Genomic DNA, 17,493 nt, shown 5'->3' on the forward strand with positions numbered 1-17,493 from the left:
GGTTTCGCGCCTTAACTGGATCAGGTAAGTCGTTCAGGCGAAATCAAGGCACGCCGTTGCAGGCGTGTGCCATGAACCCCGGCCGCAACGCCAGTCGTTGGCAATAGGCGTCGACGGCGGGGTAGTCCGGGCGCTCCATCGGCGTCATGCGCCAGCGGTTGACCGACAGCCCGATGAGAATATCGGCCAGTGTGAAGTGCGGTCCCGCAACATACGCATCGGTTGTCGCGAGTTGCTGTTCAAGGATGCCCATTTTCGCGTTCCAGCCGCGAACGCCATCAGCAATCCGTTGCGAGTCCTGAAAGTTCGGCAGTTGCCTGACCAGCGCAAAAAAGGCGTAGCCCCAGGACGGATTGAGTTCGGTGGCTTGCCAGTCCATCCATTGCTCTACGCGAGCGCGCGCCGCCGGTTCGGTGGGCAGCAGATCAGTGTTTTGGTGTTTGCCGGCCAGGTACCGGCAAATGGTATTGGACTCCCACAGCACGCCGGCTTCGTCGATGAGAACCGGCACTTGTGCGTTAGGGTTGAGCTGGAGAAATTCCGGGCTCTGGGTCGATGCGAAACCGCTGCCCCAGTCTTCGCGTTCGTATGAAACCCCCAGTTCGTCGCAGGTCCACAGGACTTTTCTGACGTTGATTGACGAGGCCCGACCCAAAATCTTCAGCGTATGTCCCATTGAGCTTCTCCGTTTGCTGTTCCAGGTATCGGGAATCTAGCACGCGGAGCGTGGGAATGGTCGTACGTCAGGTACTCTCGCGCACCTTCAATTCAAACCCCATATCCTGCACCGGTTTGGTCACTGAATTGCCGGCCAGCAAGGTCAGCATCAGCTCTGCGGATCGACGGCCAATGGCTTCTCGTGGGGTGCTGATGCTGCTCAGGCGTGGGACCATGTGCTCAGACGCCGGCAAGTCGTTGAAGCCGAGGATCGCCACGCGCTCGGGGATCTTGATTCCATTGCGCAGCGCTTCAAGCAACGCGCCTTGGGCCAGGTCGTCGTTGCCGAAGAAGATTGCATCGACGTCTGGGTGGGCGGTGAGCAGCTGCAGGAACAATTCGCCGCCCAGTCCCACCGACGAGGCTCGCGGTGTCAGTACTTCCAGGGCCGGATCATACAAACCGGCCTTTTGCAGCGCGCGGCGGAAACCTTCGCCTCGCAGTAGCGTGCGCTGGTCCAGTTGCGCACCGATGTAGGCCAGGCGTTTGCGACCACGGGAGAGCAAATGCTCGGCCGCCGTTTCACCCGCGGCGACTTGCGAAAAACCGACGCAATTGAGCCCGGCTCCGCTGTCCAGCTCCATCATGTAGACGCAGGGAATGTTGCTGGCCTCGATCATTCGCCGCGAACTTTCGGTGCGGTCGAAACCGGTCAGCAGCAAGCCACGAGGCTGATAAGCCATGTAATTGCGCAGCAGGTTTTCTTCTTCATCACGCGAGTAATGGAAGTTGCCGATCAGCACTTCGAAGCCCTTTGGTCGCAAAACCTGATGAATGGCTTCCAGCGTGTCGATGAACAGCAGGTTGGACAGCGACGGCACCAAAACCACCACGGAATGGCTCTGGGCCGAGGCTAATGCGCGGGCGGCGGGGTTGACCACGTAGTTCAAGTCGAGGGCGGCCTTCTGGACTTTTTCCACCAGTTCGGTGGCCACCGTGCTGACTCCACGCAGGGCGCGGGACGCCGTAATCGGGCTGACACCGGCCAGGCGCGCGACTTCGTTGAGGGTAGGGCGGCCAGTGGTGCGAGTATTTTTATCGTTTTTAGGGGTATTCATCGGACGGCTTGCCAAACAAAATTCAAGGCACTAAGGTAGCGCTGTCTCGATGCAGCTGCAATGCGTGAACGAGGTTTGCCTGATCCTCGTTTTTTGGCCTCGAGAACGAACATGCTGCAACCCACAAAAATGACAAGAAGGCGTCGGCAACTTCTGCTTTTGCACTTGAGTCTTACGTAGCAAAGGTAGCGCTGTCTGCGCGCTGAGGTGTTACATGAATCATCCCATCACCGCCCTGGTCATCATGGGCGTTGCCGGTTGCGGCAAGACCTGCGTCAGCCAGTCCCTGTGCCTGCTTAGCGGCGCGACCGCCATTGAAGGCGACACTTTCCACCCTGCCGCCAATATCGAAAAGATGAGCGCGGGTATCCCCCTGAACGATGAAGACCGTGCCGGCTGGCTCGACAGCCTGTGCGATGAACTGCGCCGCATCGATGCCAAGGGCGAACGCCCAGTGCTGACTTGCTCGGCCCTCAAACACAGTTACCGCGAACGCTTGCGCAGTGCCTTGCCGGGCCTGGGCTTCGTTTTCCTTGAGCTGACCCCCGAAGTCGCCGCCGATCGTGTGTCTCATCGGCCGGGCCACTTTATGCCGTCGACCTTGATCGACAGCCAGTTCGCCACACTTGAATCGCCCGTTGGTGAGCCCCTGACCCTGGCTCTGGATGCGTCCAGCCACAGCGTCGATGAGTTAGCGAAGCAGGCTCATGCCTGGTGGCTCGATCATGGCTTGAAACTCGCCAGTTGAGTTTTACTCCAAAAGATAGCGCTGTCCTGACGGCTTCTGATTAACCGCTTTAATAACAACAACAAACAGGAGACACCCCTTATGTTTGGCATGTCCCACGAGACCTTTCTGCTGCTGGATGCAGTGGTCACGGTGATCGGGCTTATCGTCCTGATCACCAAGTTCAAGATTCACCCCTTCATCGCCCTGATCATCGCCGCAGCCTTTCTCGGGCTGACCTCCGGCATGCCGATCGGCACCATCATCAAGGCGTTCCAGGACGGCTTTGGTGGGGTGCTCGGTTTCGTCGGGATCATCCTGGCGCTGGGCACGATGCTCGGCAAAATGATGGCCGAGTCGGGCGGGGCGGATCAGATCGCCCAGACCCTGATTCGGGCCTTCGGCAAGGACAAGGTGCAGTGGGCCATGATGTTCGCGGCCTTCCTGGTCGGCATCCCGCTGTTCTTCGAAATCGGTTTCGTGCTGCTGATCCCGCTGGTGTTCATCGTCGCCCGTCGTACCGGCGTGTCGATCATCAAGATCGGTATCCCGCTGCTGGCCGGTCTGTCCGCCGTGCATGGTCTGGTTCCGCCGCACCCGGGTCCGTTGCTGGCCATCGGCGTGTTCGGTGCCGACATCGGTAAAACCATTCTTTACGGCCTGATCGTTGCGCTGCCGACCGCCATCATCGCCGGTCCGATCTTCGGTACGTTCATTGCCAAGCACATTCCTGGTCATCCGAATCAGGAACTGGTGGATCAACTGGTGCGCGATGAGGATGCAGGTGATCTGCCTAGCTTCGCCATTACCTTGGTCACCGTGCTGTCGCCCGTGTTCCTGATGCTGCTCAAGACCTTTGCCGATGTGGCGCTGCCGGACGGCAACTTCTTCCGCACCTTCATGGACCTGATCGGTCACCCGATCTCGGCGCTCCTGCTGGCGTTGCTGCTGTCGCTGTACACCTTCGGCTACAAGCAGGGCATCGGTTCGCAACAGATGCTCAAATGGCTGGACGCGAGCCTTGCACCAACCGCCGCGATCATCCTGATCATCGGTGCCGGTGGCGGCTTCAAACAGATGCTGGTGACCAGCGGTGTGGGTAATGTCATCGGCAACATGGCGGTGGAAGCGCAGATCTCGCCCATCCTTCTGGCGTGGCTGGTGGCGGCGGTGATTCGCATCGCGACCGGTTCGGCAACCGTGGCGACCATTACTGGCGCAGGCATCGTGGTGCCGGTGGTGGGGATGATTCCGGGGGTGAACCGTGAGTTGCTGGTGTTGGCCACCGGTGCCGGTTCGTTGATCCTGTCTCACGTCAACGACGCCGGTTTCTGGCTGGTGAAGCAGTACTTCAACATGACCGTGGCGGAAACCTTCAAGACCTGGACCGCGATGGAAACCATCCTGTCCGTGGTGGGCCTGGGCTTCATCCTGCTGTTGTCGTTGTTCGTCTAAGCACACCGCAAAACAAATGTGGGAGCGGGCTTGCTCGCGAAGGGGACATAACATTCAAAGTAGATGTTGAATGTAAGTCCGCTTTCGCGAGCAAGCCCGCTCCCACAGTTATTTGTGTCAGGCGTTGGTTTTCTGAACCAACCCGTCCGCCCGGAACATCCCGCGAATCCCGCGTACGGCCTGACGAATCCGGTCCTGGTTTTCGATCAGCGCGAAGCGCACATGATCATCCCCATACTCGCCAAATCCCACACCCGGCGAGACACAGACCTTGGCCTCGGCCAGCAGTTTCTTGGCGAACTCCAGCGAGCCCATGTGTGCGTAAGCCTCGGGAATCTTGGCCCAGACATACATCGAGGCTTTCGGGTTTTCGACCATCCAGCCCAGTTCATGCAGGCCTTTGACCAGCACGTTGCGACGTTGCCGATACTGATCGGCAATGTCTTTGACGCACTGCTGATCGCCTTCCAGTGCCGCGATGGCCGCGACTTGCAGCGGGGTGAACGTGCCGTAGTCGTGGTAGCTCTTGATCCGCGCCAGGGCGTTGACCAGCTCTGGGTTGCCGACCATGAAACCGATGCGCCAGCCCGCCATGTTGTAGCTCTTGGACAGGGTGAAAAACTCCACCGCGATGTCCTTGGCGCCGGGCACTTGCATGATCGACGGGGCTTTCCAGCCGTCGTAGACGATGTCGGCGTAGGCCAAGTCGTGCACCACCAAAACGTCGTACTGTTTGGCGAGGGCGATCACCCGCTCGAAGAAGTCCAGCTCCACGCACTGGGCGGTGGGGTTGGACGGGAAGCCGAGGATCATCATCTTCGGTTTCGGGATCGAGCCGCGAATCGCCCGTTCCAGCTCGGCGAAAAAATCCACGCCTGGGATCAGCGGCACTGAGCGCACTTGGGCGCCGGCAATCACGGCACCGTAGATGTGAATCGGGTAGCTCGGGTTCGGCACCAGTACGGTGTCGCCCTGGTCGAGGGTGGCCAGCATCAAATGCGCCAGGCCTTCCTTGGAACCAATGGTGACGATGGCTTCGGTTTCCGGGTCGATGTCGACCGCGTAGCGATCCTTGTACCAGTTGGAGATCGCCCGGCGCAGGCGCGGAATCCCTTTGGACGTGGAGTAGCCGTGGGTGTCTTCACGCTGGGCGACGGTGACGAGTTTTTCGACAATGTGCGGCGGCGTGGCGCCGTCGGGGTTGCCCATGCTCAAGTCGATGATGTCTTCGCCACGACGACGGGCGGCCATCTTCAGCTCGGCAGTGATGTTGAAAACGTAAGGGGGGAGTCGATCTATGCGCGCAAAGCGGCGCGGCGAACCTTGTTCGGCCATTGTTGCCTCGGATAACGTAAGCGCCCGGAACCGTCCGAGCGACGCTGGCCACTGCGGTGGCCTGTGGCGGAATGTAAGGGCAGTCGTGGCAAACTGTCTAGCCTGCGCATCAATAAATTTTTCCCAAGGATATGGTCGATGGAATTTACCAGTGGCTTCTTGTTGAGCCTTTCGCTGTGCCTGGACATCGGCGTGGCCAATATCGCGATGATCACGCTGGCGATGCAGCGCGGCTATTTTCAAGGCTTTGCCCTGGGGTTGGGGACGTGTGTCGGCGATCTGATTTATGCCGTGCTGGCATTGGCCGGCATGACCGTATTGCTGCAGTACGAGACCGTGCGCTGGGTGTTGTGGATCGGCGGGTCGGCGCTGCTGCTGTATTTCGCGGCGAAGATGATTTATTCGGCGATTCACCATGAAGCGCTGTTGGCGCAAACCCCGGAAGTGGGGCACAACTCGCACCGGAAAGAGTTCTTGCGCGGGATTTTCCTCGCCATGTCATCGCCCAGTGCCATTCTCTGGTTTGCCGCGGTGGGCGGCACGCTGATCGCTCGTTCCGGTGGCGGTGGCGCACTGAGCTCGGCGCTGTTTCTCGGCGGTTTCTTGTGCGCCGGAGTGCTCTGGTGTGTCGGTCTGTGCTTTGCTGCGAGCCACGGCGGCAAATTGCTCGGTGACAAACTGCTGCGTTATTCCTACATGGCATCGGCAGCGATCTTCTGCTACTTCGCGGTCTACGTGATCCTATCGGGTTATAACGAGTTTATCGGTCCAGGCGCCATCGAACAGTTGCACGCACTGTAATTGGGCGAATCGGGTTTGGCTTCTATACTCCCAGCCGAACCCACTTTTTGTACCAGGAGTTGAGTCATGGATGAGCAAACAGGCGTCGAAACGGCCGAGCCACGCTTCGAAAACGGGCACTTCATGCTCATAGCGGGGCTTGGTGGACGATTTACTGCGGATACGACCAAAGCGATCCCCGATCTATGGGAGAAATTCATTCCCGAGATTGGCAAAATTCCCGGTCAGAAAAGCGAAGTAACCTACGGCATCTGCTGCAATCCGGATGGCAAGGGTGGTTTCGAGTACATAGCCGGTGTCGAAATCAGCAAGCTCGACGACCTGCCCGAGAAGTACCGCTGGATCGAAGTTCAGCCTCAGAAGTATGCAGTCTTCGAACACAAGGGCTCTCTGGATACCCTGCCCCAGACCTTTCAATACATCTGGAAAACCTGGTTGCCGAAGTCCGGTCATGAAGCGGCGGACGCCCCGGAGTTCGAACGCTACAGCGACGATTTCAACCCGAAGCTCAATACCGGTGTGCTGGAAATCTGGCTGCCGCTCAAGGCGTAATGGCCTGGATCGAGAGGCGGATCGGTGATTCGCCTCTCGATGTCGTGTTGATGCTGATTTATGATCCCCAACCTTTCCCACGCCGATTCAGAGCTGCCATGAACACCGTCATCCGCCACGTCAGCCCCGCTGACCTGGATCGCTGCTATGCCATCGAAACCGTTGCCTACGAAGGCGATGAAGCCGCCACCCGCGAGAAAATCGCCACCCGCATCGCCACCTGGCCCGAGGGCTTTATCGTTGCTAAAGTGGATGGCGTTGTCGCCGGTTTCATCAATTCCGGCGCGGCGTTTGAGGTGGAGATGTCGGACGAAGCGTTCAAGGAATTGATCGGCCACGACCCGGCCGGCCCGCACGTAGTGATCATGTCGGTGGTGGTGCATCCGGACTATCAAGGGCAGGGGCTGGCGAAACGCTTAATGGGTGAGTTCATCCAGCGCATGCGCGCAATGAACAAGGCCAGCATCCACCTGATGTGCAAAGAGCGGCACATTGCGCTCTATGCCGGGTTTGGTTTTGCCTACATCAAGCCTTCGGCGTCCGACCATGGCGGGATGGCGTGGCACGAGATGGTGTTGACGCTGTAATGTGGGAGCGGGCTTGCTCGCGAAGAGGGAGTGTCAGTCGATATTAAAGTTGCCTGATACACCGCATTCGCGAGCAAGCCCGCTCCCACAGGGTTCGTGTTGCCTCAATCGATCCCGACAAACCCTCCGGTCTGGTGCTGCCACAACCGCGCATACAACCCGCCATGGGCCAGCAGTTCGGCGTGGCTGCCGGTTTCGGCGATCTTGCCGTTTTCCAGCACCACCAAGCGGTCCATCCGCGCGATGGTCGAGAGGCGGTGGGCGATGGCGATCACGGTCTTGCCCTGCATCAGGGTTTCGAGGCTTTCCTGAATCGCCGCTTCGACTTCCGAGTCCAGTGCCGAGGTGGCTTCGTCCATGATCAGGATCGGCGCGTCCTTGAGCAGCACCCGGGCGATGGCAATCCGCTGACGCTGGCCACCAGAGAGTTTCACTCCGCGTTCACCGACGTGAGCATCGAAACCGGTGCGGCCTTCAGAGTCCGACAGTAACGGGATGAATTCGTCGGCGCGGGCCTTGTGCACTGCTTCCCAGAGCTCGGCGTCGGTGGCGTCGGGTTTGCCGTACAGCAAATTGTCGCGGATCGAACGGTGCAGCAGCGAGGTGTCCTGGGTGATCATGCCGATGCGTTCACGCAGGCTTTCCTGACCGACTTCGGCGATGTTCTGGCCGTCGATGAGAATCCGTCCGCCCTGCACGTCATACAGGCGCAACAGCAGATTGACCAGCGTCGATTTGCCGGCACCGGAGGGGCCGATCAGGCCGATTTTCTCACCGGGCTTGATGGTCAGGTTGAGGTCGCTGATGATCCCGCTTTTCTTGCTGTAGTGAAAATCGACGTGATCGAAACGCACCTCACCACAGGCCACCGCCAAGGGTTTCGCCTGTTCACGGTCGGTGACGCTGACCGGTTGAGCGATGGTTTTCAGACCGTCTTGAACGGCACCGATGTCTTCGAAAATGCCGTTAACCACCCACATGATCCAGCCGGACATGTTGACGATCCGGATCACCAGACCGGTGGCCAGGGCAATCGCGCCGACCGAGATCAGCGACTGCGTCCACAGCCACAGGGCCAACCCGGTGGTACCGACGATCAACAGGCCGTTCATGCTGGTGATGACCACGTCCATGCTGGTGACCACACGGCCGGCCAGTTGGGCTTTTTCAGTCTGTTCTTCGATGGCTTCACGAGCGTACTGCTGTTCGAAGTTGGTGTGGGCGAACAGCTTGAGGGTGGTGATGTTGGTGTAGCCGTCGACAATCCGCCCCATGAGTTTGGAGCGCGCATCGGACGACACCACCGAACGTTCCTTCACACGCGGCACGAAGTAGCAGAGCGCGCCGATATACGCTGCCATCCACATCAGCAGCGGGATCATCAGACGCCAGTCGGCTTCGGCAAACAGCACCAGTGAGCTGATGGCGTAGATCAGCACGTGCCACAGCGCGTCCACCGCTTGTACGGCAGAGTCGCGCAGCGAGTTGCCGGTTTGCATGATGCGTTGGGCGATGCGCCCGGCGAAGTCGTTCTGGAAAAAATTCAGACTCTGTTTGAGCACGTAACTGTGGTTCTGCCAGCGAATCAGGCTGGTCATGCCGGGGTTCAGGGTCTGATGCACCAGCAAGTCATGCAGGCCAACGAATACTGGGCGCAGAATCAGTGCAACCACCGCCATCCAGGCCAATTCGAGACCGTGATCCTGGAAAAAGTTGACGTTCGGGGTGCCTTGCGCCAGGTCGATGATGCGGCTCAGGTAGCTGAACAGTGCCACTTCGATCAGTGCGCCGAACAGGCCGACGATCAGCAGGACGGCGAAACTCGGCCAGACCTGTTTCAGGTAATAGGTATAGAAGGGGAGAACCCGATCCGGCGGAGCCGCCGTCGGTGCATCGCGGAAAATGTCGATCAGTTTTTCAAAACGGCGATAAAGCATCAGTTCTTCGCCCGCGCACGGGCTCTCCTTTAAACGATATGAGCGGCGCCGGAAGCACCGGCGGCCGCTCAAAACTCCCTGTTCAGCTTAGTCTCAGTCGATGCGCTTGGCCGACTTGATGAACACGGGATCGGCTGGCACGTCTTTCATGCCGCTTTTGGTGGTGGTCTGGGAGTTGACGATGACATCGACGACATCCATGCCTTTAACGACTTTACCGAACACGGCATAACCGTCGCCCTGGTCCAGGAAATCGTTGTCTTTGACGTTGATGAAGAACTGGCTGGTGGCCGAATCCGGGACGGAAGTACGGGCCATGGACAGCGTGCCACGCACGTTATGCAGGCCGTTTTTGGATTCGTTCTTGATTGGCGCCTTGGTTTCTTTTTGCTGCATCTGTTGAGTGAAACCACCGCCCTGGACCATGAACCCAGGAATCACACGGTGAAAAATCGTGTTGTTGTAGAAGCCGCTGTCGACGTACTCAAGGAAGTTCTTGGTACTGATCGGCGCCTTGACCGGGTCCAGTTCGATTTCGATCTGGCCGTTGGTGGTTTCCAGCAGCACGTGCGGCGCCTTGGCGGGCGTGGCGGCCATCAGGTTGGCGGCAAACAGAACAGAGCCGGCGACGAGGGCGATTTTTTTCAGCATAAGTCAGTGATCCTGAGTGGTGGTGTCGACTGCGGTGAGAAACTCGAGCAGCGTTTGGTTGAAACGTTCGGGTTGATCCAGCGGGGTGGCGTGGCGCGAGTCGGCGATCACCACCAGCCGCGCATCGGGCAGCAGTTTTACATAGGTTTCTTTCAATGCGACCGGGGTGTAGTCACGGTCGGCGCTGACGATGAGGGTTGGACAGGAAACCTTGGAAAGTCGTTCCTGAACCCCCCAGCCAACGATGGCATCGAAGCTGGCGAGATAAGCATGTTTGTCGTTTTTTGCCCAGCGCGCCGCTATTTTTTGTCGTAACGAAGCTTGTTCAGGCTTGGGAAACAGTTTGGCGCCCAGGGCCTTGCCGATGGTGCCCATGCTCAGCGCGCGCATCAGACTCCAGCGCTTGAACCACTGCCAGTAGTCGTTGCGGCTGCGCCGTTTGACTTCGGGCGCGCTGTTGACGATGCACAGGCTCTTGAGCAGTTGCGGCTGGTCCACCGCCAGTTGAAAAGCGATCATGCCACCCATTGAAAGCCCGACAAGATGTGCAGGGCCAAGATTCAAGTGTTCCATCAACGCAATCAGGTCGGCGCTGAACCCGGGGATGCTGTAGCGCTCGCGGGGCTTGTCGGAGCGCCCGTGGCCGCGCACATCCGGGACAATCACTCGATGGTGGGCCGAGAGCGCCGGAATCTGCATTTCCCAGTCCAGGGTGCTGGAGCCCAGCCCATGGACCAGCAGCAACGGCGTGCCGTGGCCATATTCCTCATAGTGCAGGTTGCAACCTTCATGTTCGAAATAGGCCATGGGTACACTCCGTGTCAGGCTTGTTCAGGGGCGGCGAAGGGCGCATCCAGCGGCGCGGTATCGAAGGTGCGCAGCAGTTCGATGAGAATCTGCGTGGCCGGGCCCAAGGGTTTGTCCTTGTTCGAATACAGATAGAAGCTCGGGTTGCGGCTGCCGCCCTGGTCCAACGGTAGCACTTTGAGCGTACCTTCCTTGAGTTCGCGCTCGATCATGTGCCGAGGCAGCCAGGCGAAGCCCAGGCCGCTGCTGACGAAGGTCGCGGCGGTGGCCAGGCTGCCGACGGTCCAGCGCTGTTCGGCGCCGAGCCAGCCGACGTCTCGCGGTTGTTGACGGCCGGAGTCGCGGATCACCACTTGCATCTGGCTTTCCAGGTCCTGGAAGTTCAGTTCGCGGTTCAAGCGATGCAAGGAATGCTCGGGGTGGGCCACCGCGATGAATTCGACGTCGCTCAGTTCCGCGCCCAGGTAGCCAGGAATACTGAACCCGGTGATGGCCAGATCGGCCACGCCTTCAAGCAACACCTCCTCGACACCCGACAACACTTCTTCGCGCAGACGCACCCGGCAGCCACGGCTTTGCGGCATGAACGCGGTCAGTGCGCGGACGAGGCGGGCGCTCGGGTAGGCGGCATCGACTACCAGCCGCACTTCCGCTTCCCAGCCTTGCTCCATGTGATGGGCCAGGTCTTCCAGTTGACTGGCCTGTTTCACCAGTTGCCGGGAGCGGCGCAGCAACACGCCGCCGGCCTCGGTGAGCACCGCTTTGCGGCCGTCGATGCGCAGCAATGGCACACCGAGCTGGTCCTGCATGCGCGCTACGGTGTAGCTGACCGACGATTGCGAGCGGTGCAGCGCTTCGGCGGCCTGGGCGAAACCGCCGTGATCGACCACGGCCTGCAATGTTCGCCATTGATCAAGGGTCACGCGGGGCGCTTTCATGTTGAGCTCCTCTTGTCCTAAGCTGGCAGTCCTTATTGGAGGCTGCTGAATGAAAAAACTTTGTAGTGTGATGGCGGGTTGTGCGGTGTTGGCAATGCTGCCGCTGACTGCGTTTGCTTATCCGATCGACGTTCAAAAGCAATTGAACGGCTTGAGCATCGACTACAACTCGTACGACACGGATAACGACATCGCCTCCATTCAAGTGAACAACTACGGCAGTACTGATGCGATCTGCAGGGTGGTTTTCAACAATGGCCCGGAGTCGCCGCGTACCCGCACCATCGAAGTGCCCGCCGGTAAACACAAAAACGCCACCGCCAAGTTCACCCGGACCATCATCAAGATGCGTATCAACCTGACCTGCACCCCGAAATGACTTTACAACCCTGTGGGAGCGGGCTTGCTCGCGAAGAGGGAGTATCAGTCGACATCAATGTTGCCTGACACACCGCTTTCGCGAGCAAGCCGGCTCCCACAGGGCATGCTCCGCTTATAAACGAATTTATCGATGCTTTATAGCAGTTATTTGCGCTTTTTCATCGATATGACTCTGTTTAACCTTCACTCCATCGACCTACAGCATTCTCAGATGGAGGCTACATCCCATGTCCCGCGTTCTGATCATCGAAAGCAGCGCCCGTCAGCAAGACTCGGTTTCCCGCCAGCTGACCCAGACCTTCATCAGCCAATGGAAAGCGGCCCACCCGGCCGACCAGATCACCGTCCGTGACCTGGCCACCAACCCGGTGCCGCACTTGGACATCAACTTGTTGGGCGGCTGGATGAAACCTGCCGAACAACGCAATGACATCGAACAAGCCTCGCTGGAACGCTCCAACCTGCTGACCGATGAACTGCTGGCCGCCGACGTACTGGTAATGGCCGCGCCGATGTACAACTTCGCCATTCCAAGCACCCTCAAAGCCTGGCTCGACCATGTGCTGCGTGCCGGCGTGACCTTCAAGTACACCGAAACCGGCCCGCAAGGTTTGCTCAACGGCAAGCGTGCTTATGTGCTGACCGCTCGCGGTGGTATCCATGCCGGAGCCGCCTCGGATCACCAGGAACCGTACCTGCGTCAGGTCATGGCTTTCATCGGCATCCACGACGTAACGTTTATTCACGCCGAAGGCATGAACCTGGGCGGCGGCTTCCAGGAGAAAGGCCTGAACCAGGCCAACGCCAAGCTTTCTCAGGTCGCCTGAGCCGTTAATCGCCAGATAATCGCTGGATGGTCTAGTGACCTGGCGCAACCCTTCAAGCCTGTACGCGCATCGAACCTCCCTTTGCACTTGTTGCTCCTGAGTGCTCTAGCCCGATTGAACGCATTAGCGAGATCGGGCTTTTTTTTGCCTGCGATTTAGTGAATGAGCACACAACCCCTGTGGGAGCGGGCTTGCTCGCGAAGAGGGCGTGTCAGTGGATATTAATGTTGACTGACCCACCGCATTCGCGAGCAAGCCCGCTCCCACAGTAGATTTGTGTATTGCCTGACTGTTCGCGATCAAGGGCAAAACCCGCTATCGTCGCCGCCATTCGAAATGAGGCGACCATGGGCTATCTACTTTTTGTCACGCTGATCCAGGCGTTTTCCTTCAGTTTGATCGGCGAATACCTGGCGGGGCATGTCGACAGTTACTTCGCGGTGCTGGTGCGGGTGCTGCTGGCAGGGCTCGTGTTCATTCCGCTGACGCGCTGGCGTCAGGTCGAGCCGGCGTTCATGCGCGGGATGTTGCTGATCGGCGCGTTGCAGTTTGGCGTGACTTACGTCTGTTTGTATTTGAGCTTCCGGGTGCTGACGGTGCCGGAAGTGTTGCTGTTCACCATCCTCACGCCGCTGCACGTGACCCTGATCGAAGATGCGCTGAACCGGCGCTTCAATCCGTGGGCGTTGATCGCGGCATTGGTGGCGGTACTCGGGGCGGCAGTGATTCGCTATGACCGGATCAACCCGGACTTCTTCATGGGTTTCCTGCTGCTGCAACTGGCCAACTTCACCTACGCCGCCGGGCAGGTGCTCTACAAACATCTGGTGGCCCGACATCCGAGCGATCTGCCGCACTACCGGCGCTTCGGCTACTTCTACCTGGGTGCGTTGGCGGTGGCGTTGCCGGCGTTTCTGCTGTTCGGCAAACAGAACTTCCTGCCTGAAGCGCCACTGCAATGGGGCGTGCTGCTGTTCCTCGGCCTCGTCTCGACCGCGCTGGGTTTGTACTGGTGGAACAAGGGCGCGTGCCTGGTGAACGGCGGGACGCTGGCGGTGATGAACAATTTGCATGTGCCGGTGGGGTTGCTGATCAACTTGCTGATCTGGAATCAGCATGAAGAGTTGGGACGGTTGTTGTTTGGTGGATCGGTGATTCTGATGGCGGTGTGGATTAGTCGGTTGGGTGTACGCAAACTTGTGGCTATCCACTGAACCCTGTGGGAGCGGGCTTGCCCGCGAAAGCATTGTGTCAGGCAATATTGATATCGACTGACATGGCCTCATCGCGGGCAAGCCCGCTCCCACAGGTTAGAGGCGCTGCTACATAACGTGTTTTTCAGACTCGGGAATGTGGCTCGCGCCCAGCACCGCCGGGAGCAACCCCGACCGCAAATCCCCACCGCTCGGCTGCTGATAAAGGCTCAAGCCAAACTCTGGCAGCACTGCCAGCAGGTAATCGAAAATATCCCCCTGAATCCGCTCGTAATCAGCCCACACGGTGGTGCGGGTGAAACAGTAGATTTCCAGCGGGATGCCCTGAGCGGTGGTCTGCATCTGGCGAACCATGCAGGTCATGTTCGGCTGAATCTCCGGGTGGCTCTTCAGATACGCCAACGCATAGGCGCGGAAGGTGCCGATATTGGTCATCCGTCGACGGTTGGCCGACATCGCCGCGACGTTGCCCTGTGCTTCGTTCCAGGCCTTGAGCTCGGCTTTCTTGCGGCTCATGTAGTCGGTCAGCAGATGCACCTGAGCCAACTTCAGCTCTTCGTCATCGCGAATGAAGCGTACGCCGCTGGCGTCTATGAACAGGCTGCGCTTGATTCGGCGCCCGCCGGACTGCTGCATGCCGCGCCAGTTCTTGAACGACTCGGACATCAGGCGCCAGGTCGGAATCGACACAATGGTCTTGTCGAAATTCTGCACCTTGACCGTGTGCAAGGTAATGTCCACCACGTCACCGTCGGCACCGACTTGCGGCATCTCGATCCAGTCACCGACCCGCAGCATGTCGTTGCTGGTCAGTTGCACGCTGGCAACGAACGACAACAGAGTGTCCTTGTAGACCAACAGAATCACCGCCGACATGGCGCCCAGACCCGACAGCAGCAACAGCGGCGAACGGTCGATCAACGTGGCGACGATGATGATCGCGCCAAACACGAACAACACCATTTTCGCCAGTTGCACATAGCCCTTGATCGAGCGGGTGCGGGCATGTTCGGTGCGGGCATAGATGTCCAGCAGGGCATTGAGCAATGCGCTGACGGCCAGCACCAGGAACAGAATGGTGAACGCCAGCGCCACGTTGCCGAGGAAGTTCAGGCTGGTTTTGCCCAACTCCGGCACCAGGTGCAGGCCGAACTGGATCACCAGCGAGGGCGTCATCTGCGCCAGGCGATGAAACACTTTGTTGTGGCGAAAATCGGTGATCCAGTGCAGCGACGGCTGGCGGCCGAGTATTTTGGTCATATGAAGAATGAGGTAACGCGCCACTCGTCCGAGCACCAGCGCCACCACCAGCAGCAACATCAGCGCGAGCGTGGAATGCAGGAGCGGGTGCTGATCGAGAGCACCCCAGAGGTCTTGGGCGTTGAGCCAGAGCTGTTTGATATCCATGGGTGAAAACGGTTCTTCTGTAGGCCGCGACGGGGCGATTAGAGCATTTAAGACGTTCCGGATGACGTTTTGAGACAAAACAGGCAACAAAAAAACCACTGTTTGCAGCCGTTTGTATAAAGAAACTCGGCCTTCGCGCTCGAAACCGTTACCCTATGCAGCTGTTTTTTTGTATTTCTTCGAGGTAGCACCCGTGTTTTCCCAATTCGCCCTGCACGAACGCCTGCTCAAAGCCGTGGCCGAGCTTAAATTTGTCGAGCCAACGCCTGTGCAAGCAGCGGCTATCCCGCTCGCGCTCCAGGGGCGTGACCTGCGGGTGACAGCGCAAACCGGTAGCGGCAAAACCGCGGCCTTCGTTTTGCCGATCCTCAACCGCTTGATCGGCCCGGCCAAAGTCCGTGTCAGCATCAAGACCCTGATCCTGCTGCCAACCCGCGAGCTGGCCCAGCAGACCATCAAGGAAGTCGAGCGCTTCGCTCAGTTCACCTTCATCAAGTCCGGCCTGATCACCGGCGGTGAAGACTTCAAGGTCCAGGCCGCCATGCTGCGCAAGGTGCCGGACATCCTGATCGGTACGCCGGGCCGGATGATCGAGCAACTGAACGCCGGCAACCTCGACCTCAAGGAAGTCGAAGTGCTGGTGCTCGACGAAGCCGACCGCATGCTCGACATGGGCTTTGCCGAAGACGTGCAGCGTCTGGTGGACGAATGCACCAACCGTCAGCAGACCATGCTGTTCTCCGCCACCACCGGCGGTTCGGGCCTGCGCGAGATGGTCGCCAAGGTCCTGAACAACCCTGAACACTTGCAGCTGAACAACGTCAGCGATCTGAACGCCACCACTCGTCAGCAGATCATCACCGCCGACCACAATCAGCACAAAGAACAGATCGTGAACTGGCTGCTGGCCAACGAGACCTATCAGAAGGCCATCGTGTTCACCAACACCCGGGCCATGGCTGACCGTATCTACGGCCGCCTGGTGGCGCAGGAATACAAAGCGTTCGTGCTGCACGGCGACAAAGACCAGAAAGACCGCAAACTGGCCATCGACCGTCTGAAGCAGGGCGGCGTGAAGATCCTCGTGGCCACCGACGTTGCGGCCCGTGGCCTGGACGTGGAAGGCCTGGACCTGGTGATCAACTTCGACATGCCGCGCAGCGGCGACGAATACGTTCACCGCATCGGTCGCACCGGCCGCGCCGGCAACGATGGCCTGGCCATCTCGCTGATCTGCCATGGCGACTGGAACCTGATGTCGAGCGTCGAGCGCTACCTCAAGCAGAGCTTCGAGCGCCGCACCATCAAGGAAGTCAAAGGCACCTACGGCGGACCGAAAAAGGTCAAGGCCTCGGGTAAAGCCGTTGGCGTGAAGAAGAAAAAAGTCGACGCCAAAGGCGACAAGAAGAAGACCGGCGCCAAGGCTCCGACCAAGCGCAAGATCGCCAACCGCCCGAAGACCGACGCCCTGTCGCTGGTCAGCAAGGACGGCATGGCCCCGCTCAAGCGCCGCAAGCCGGAAGCGCCGGCTGCTGAATAAAGCGCGGTAGCGATCCCATAAAAAACCCGGACAGTGTCCGGGTTTTTTTTCGTCAAAAAATCGCAGCAGCTCCTACAGCTGCACGCTCAAACCGGTGTAGGAGCTGCCGAAGGCTGCGATCTTTTGATCTTGCCGTTCAGCTCTCGGCTTTCTTCTCCGCCGACTGCAACTCCTTGAGACGCTGATCGATCAACTGGCACTTGTCCGGCAAATCCTTGCTGGCCGTCTCCAGGTCCATCTTCTGCAACTCATCATTGATCTCCTTGGCCTTGGCCGGGTTCTGCTCAGTGATCTTGGCGACCTCCTTAGCCAATTGTTCGCGCTTGGCGGTGGCTACATCGGGAGGGCAGGCCCAAACGGGGAGGGCACAGGCAAGAGTGGTAGCGAGGGTCAGTTTCAGCAGGGTTTTCATGAGCGGGGCCTCATTTCTCAATGTCACGGCGTTATTGAGTGGAGGGTTTTTCCACCCGGAAAGTTCAGCCAGTGGACCCAAACCCGCGCGCTAGAGCCTCCGCCAAAAACACCTCGAACAGCTTATTGACGTCAGAATGATGGCAAC

The 17,493-nt window shown here is 59.0% G+C and carries 18 protein-coding genes; 9 read left to right on the top strand and 9 right to left on the bottom strand.

Annotated features, from left to right (window positions below):
• Positions 1-43 precede the first annotated feature (43 nt).
• Positions 44-676, bottom strand: a complete 633-nt coding sequence (locus tag TU81_RS14275) for a glutathione S-transferase family protein (protein WP_048395706.1) — start codon at positions 674-676, stop codon at positions 44-46.
• A gap of 67 nt (positions 677-743) precedes the next feature.
• A complete protein-coding gene (gene gntR / locus TU81_RS14280) occupies positions 744-1,775 on the bottom strand; it encodes an HTH-type transcriptional regulator GntR (RefSeq protein WP_038982005.1) in 1,032 nt (343 codons plus the stop codon).
• 214 nt (positions 1,776-1,989) lie between these two features.
• Here gntR and TU81_RS14285 point away from each other — a divergent pair, with 214 nt between their 5' ends.
• Together TU81_RS14285 and TU81_RS14290 are read left to right on the top strand one after the other, a co-directional pair.
• Positions 1,990-2,523, top strand: coding sequence for a gluconokinase (locus tag TU81_RS14285; protein ID WP_048395708.1), 534 nt, complete (start codon positions 1,990-1,992; stop codon positions 2,521-2,523).
• An 81-nt stretch (positions 2,524-2,604) separates the two neighbouring features.
• A complete protein-coding gene (locus tag TU81_RS14290) occupies positions 2,605-3,957 on the top strand; it encodes a GntP family permease (protein WP_048395710.1) in 1,353 nt (450 codons plus the stop codon).
• A gap of 117 nt (positions 3,958-4,074) precedes the next feature.
• Here TU81_RS14290 and alaC read toward each other — a convergent pair whose 3' ends face one another.
• Entirely contained in the window at positions 4,075-5,292 is a 1,218-nt protein-coding gene (alaC, locus tag TU81_RS14295) for an alanine transaminase (protein WP_048395711.1), read from the bottom strand.
• A gap of 138 nt (positions 5,293-5,430) precedes the next feature.
• Between alaC and TU81_RS14300 the strand changes: the two genes are divergently transcribed.
• The 3 genes from TU81_RS14300 (at position 5,431) to TU81_RS14310 (ending at position 7,232) form a co-directional block, all read left to right on the top strand.
• Complete coding sequence (locus tag TU81_RS14300; protein ID WP_038982008.1) at positions 5,431-6,093, top strand: LysE family translocator; 663 nt, start codon at positions 5,431-5,433, stop codon at positions 6,091-6,093.
• A gap of 66 nt (positions 6,094-6,159) precedes the next feature.
• Positions 6,160-6,645 carry a GyrI-like domain-containing protein gene (locus tag TU81_RS14305; RefSeq protein WP_048395713.1) on the top strand — a complete coding sequence of 162 codons (486 nt, stop codon included), beginning with the start codon at positions 6,160-6,162 and terminating at the stop codon, positions 6,643-6,645.
• A 98-nt stretch (positions 6,646-6,743) separates the two neighbouring features.
• Positions 6,744-7,232 carry a GNAT family N-acetyltransferase gene (locus TU81_RS14310; protein ID WP_048395936.1) on the top strand — a complete coding sequence of 163 codons (489 nt, stop codon included), beginning with the start codon at positions 6,744-6,746 and terminating at the stop codon, positions 7,230-7,232.
• 104 nt (positions 7,233-7,336) lie between these two features.
• Here the strand turns inward: TU81_RS14310 and TU81_RS14315 are convergent, their stop codons facing one another.
• The 4 genes from TU81_RS14315 to TU81_RS14330 all read right to left on the bottom strand — a co-directional run bounded on the left by TU81_RS14315 (position 7,337) and on the right by TU81_RS14330 (position 11,565).
• On the bottom strand, positions 7,337-9,169 hold the full coding sequence (locus TU81_RS14315; RefSeq protein WP_048395715.1) for an ABC transporter ATP-binding protein: 1,833 nt from the start codon (positions 9,167-9,169) through the stop codon (positions 7,337-7,339).
• A 93-nt stretch (positions 9,170-9,262) separates the two neighbouring features.
• On the bottom strand, positions 9,263-9,820 hold the full coding sequence (locus TU81_RS14320) for a peptidylprolyl isomerase A (protein ID WP_007902463.1): 558 nt from the start codon (positions 9,818-9,820) through the stop codon (positions 9,263-9,265).
• A gap of 3 nt (positions 9,821-9,823) precedes the next feature.
• Positions 9,824-10,627, bottom strand: a complete 804-nt coding sequence (locus TU81_RS14325) for an alpha/beta fold hydrolase (RefSeq protein WP_038982011.1) — start codon at positions 10,625-10,627, stop codon at positions 9,824-9,826.
• Between the two features lie 14 nt (positions 10,628-10,641).
• Positions 10,642-11,565, bottom strand: a complete 924-nt coding sequence (locus TU81_RS14330; RefSeq protein WP_008069097.1) for a LysR family transcriptional regulator — start codon at positions 11,563-11,565, stop codon at positions 10,642-10,644.
• Between the two features lie 49 nt (positions 11,566-11,614).
• Between TU81_RS14330 and TU81_RS14335 the strand changes: the two genes are divergently transcribed.
• The 3 genes from TU81_RS14335 (at position 11,615) to TU81_RS14345 (ending at position 13,987) form a co-directional block, all read left to right on the top strand.
• Entirely contained in the window at positions 11,615-11,944 is a 330-nt protein-coding gene (locus tag TU81_RS14335; protein WP_048395716.1) for a hypothetical protein, read from the top strand.
• 229 nt (positions 11,945-12,173) lie between these two features.
• Positions 12,174-12,773 (top strand): FMN-dependent NADH-azoreductase, encoded by a 600-nt coding sequence (locus tag TU81_RS14340; protein WP_048395718.1) that lies wholly within the window; start codon positions 12,174-12,176, stop codon positions 12,771-12,773.
• A gap of 347 nt (positions 12,774-13,120) precedes the next feature.
• Positions 13,121-13,987 carry a carboxylate/amino acid/amine transporter gene (locus tag TU81_RS14345; RefSeq protein ID WP_038982014.1) on the top strand — a complete coding sequence of 289 codons (867 nt, stop codon included), beginning with the start codon at positions 13,121-13,123 and terminating at the stop codon, positions 13,985-13,987.
• Positions 13,988-14,095: 108 nt separating this feature from the next.
• Here TU81_RS14345 and TU81_RS14350 read toward each other — a convergent pair whose 3' ends face one another.
• The gene (locus tag TU81_RS14350; RefSeq protein ID WP_038982015.1) at positions 14,096-15,394 is read right to left on the bottom strand and encodes a mechanosensitive ion channel family protein; all 1,299 of its coding nucleotides are present in this window, start codon (positions 15,392-15,394) and stop codon (positions 14,096-14,098) included.
• 193 nt (positions 15,395-15,587) lie between these two features.
• On the opposite strand from TU81_RS14350, the gene TU81_RS14355 reads away from it, so the two are divergent.
• Positions 15,588-16,934: a DEAD/DEAH box helicase gene (locus tag TU81_RS14355; RefSeq protein WP_038982016.1), complete on the top strand. Its 1,347-nt coding sequence runs from the start codon at positions 15,588-15,590 to the stop codon at positions 16,932-16,934.
• Positions 16,935-17,070: 136 nt separating this feature from the next.
• Here the strand turns inward: TU81_RS14355 and TU81_RS14360 are convergent, their stop codons facing one another.
• Positions 17,071-17,346 carry a hypothetical protein gene (locus tag TU81_RS14360; protein ID WP_048395719.1) on the bottom strand — a complete coding sequence of 92 codons (276 nt, stop codon included), beginning with the start codon at positions 17,344-17,346 and terminating at the stop codon, positions 17,071-17,073.
• Positions 17,347-17,493: the final 147 nt, after the last annotated feature.

This window comes from Pseudomonas lini, assembly GCF_001042905.1.
Taxonomy (GTDB): domain Bacteria; phylum Pseudomonadota; class Gammaproteobacteria; order Pseudomonadales; family Pseudomonadaceae; genus Aquipseudomonas; species Aquipseudomonas lini.

Excerpts from the sequence above, each read along its gene's own strand:
- TU81_RS14345 (WP_038982014.1), top strand. The coding sequence starts at position 13,121 with ATGGGCTATCTACTTTTTGTCACGCTGATCCAGGCGTTTTCCTTCAGT.
- TU81_RS14350 (WP_038982015.1), bottom strand. The coding sequence starts at position 15,394 with ATGGATATCAAACAGCTCTGGCTCAACGCCCAAGACCTCTGGGGTGCT.
- TU81_RS14335 (WP_048395716.1), top strand. The coding sequence starts at position 11,615 with ATGAAAAAACTTTGTAGTGTGATGGCGGGTTGTGCGGTGTTGGCAATG.
- TU81_RS14300 (WP_038982008.1), top strand. The coding sequence starts at position 5,431 with ATGGAATTTACCAGTGGCTTCTTGTTGAGCCTTTCGCTGTGCCTGGAC.
- TU81_RS14275 (WP_048395706.1), bottom strand. The coding sequence starts at position 676 with ATGGGACATACGCTGAAGATTTTGGGTCGGGCCTCGTCAATCAACGTC.
- gntR (WP_038982005.1), bottom strand. The coding sequence starts at position 1,775 with ATGAATACCCCTAAAAACGATAAAAATACTCGCACCACTGGCCGCCCT.
- TU81_RS14285 (WP_048395708.1), top strand. The coding sequence starts at position 1,990 with ATGAATCATCCCATCACCGCCCTGGTCATCATGGGCGTTGCCGGTTGC.
- TU81_RS14310 (WP_048395936.1), top strand. The coding sequence starts at position 6,744 with ATGAACACCGTCATCCGCCACGTCAGCCCCGCTGACCTGGATCGCTGC.
- TU81_RS14340 (WP_048395718.1), top strand. The coding sequence starts at position 12,174 with ATGTCCCGCGTTCTGATCATCGAAAGCAGCGCCCGTCAGCAAGACTCG.
- alaC (WP_048395711.1), bottom strand. The coding sequence starts at position 5,292 with ATGGCCGAACAAGGTTCGCCGCGCCGCTTTGCGCGCATAGATCGACTC.
- TU81_RS14325 (WP_038982011.1), bottom strand. The coding sequence starts at position 10,627 with ATGGCCTATTTCGAACATGAAGGTTGCAACCTGCACTATGAGGAATAT.
- TU81_RS14360 (WP_048395719.1), bottom strand. The coding sequence starts at position 17,346 with ATGAAAACCCTGCTGAAACTGACCCTCGCTACCACTCTTGCCTGTGCC.
- TU81_RS14305 (WP_048395713.1), top strand. The coding sequence starts at position 6,160 with ATGGATGAGCAAACAGGCGTCGAAACGGCCGAGCCACGCTTCGAAAAC.
- TU81_RS14330 (WP_008069097.1), bottom strand. The coding sequence starts at position 11,565 with ATGAAAGCGCCCCGCGTGACCCTTGATCAATGGCGAACATTGCAGGCC.
- TU81_RS14320 (WP_007902463.1), bottom strand. The coding sequence starts at position 9,820 with ATGCTGAAAAAAATCGCCCTCGTCGCCGGCTCTGTTCTGTTTGCCGCC.
- TU81_RS14290 (WP_048395710.1), top strand. The coding sequence starts at position 2,605 with ATGTTTGGCATGTCCCACGAGACCTTTCTGCTGCTGGATGCAGTGGTC.
- TU81_RS14315 (WP_048395715.1), bottom strand. The coding sequence starts at position 9,169 with ATGCTTTATCGCCGTTTTGAAAAACTGATCGACATTTTCCGCGATGCA.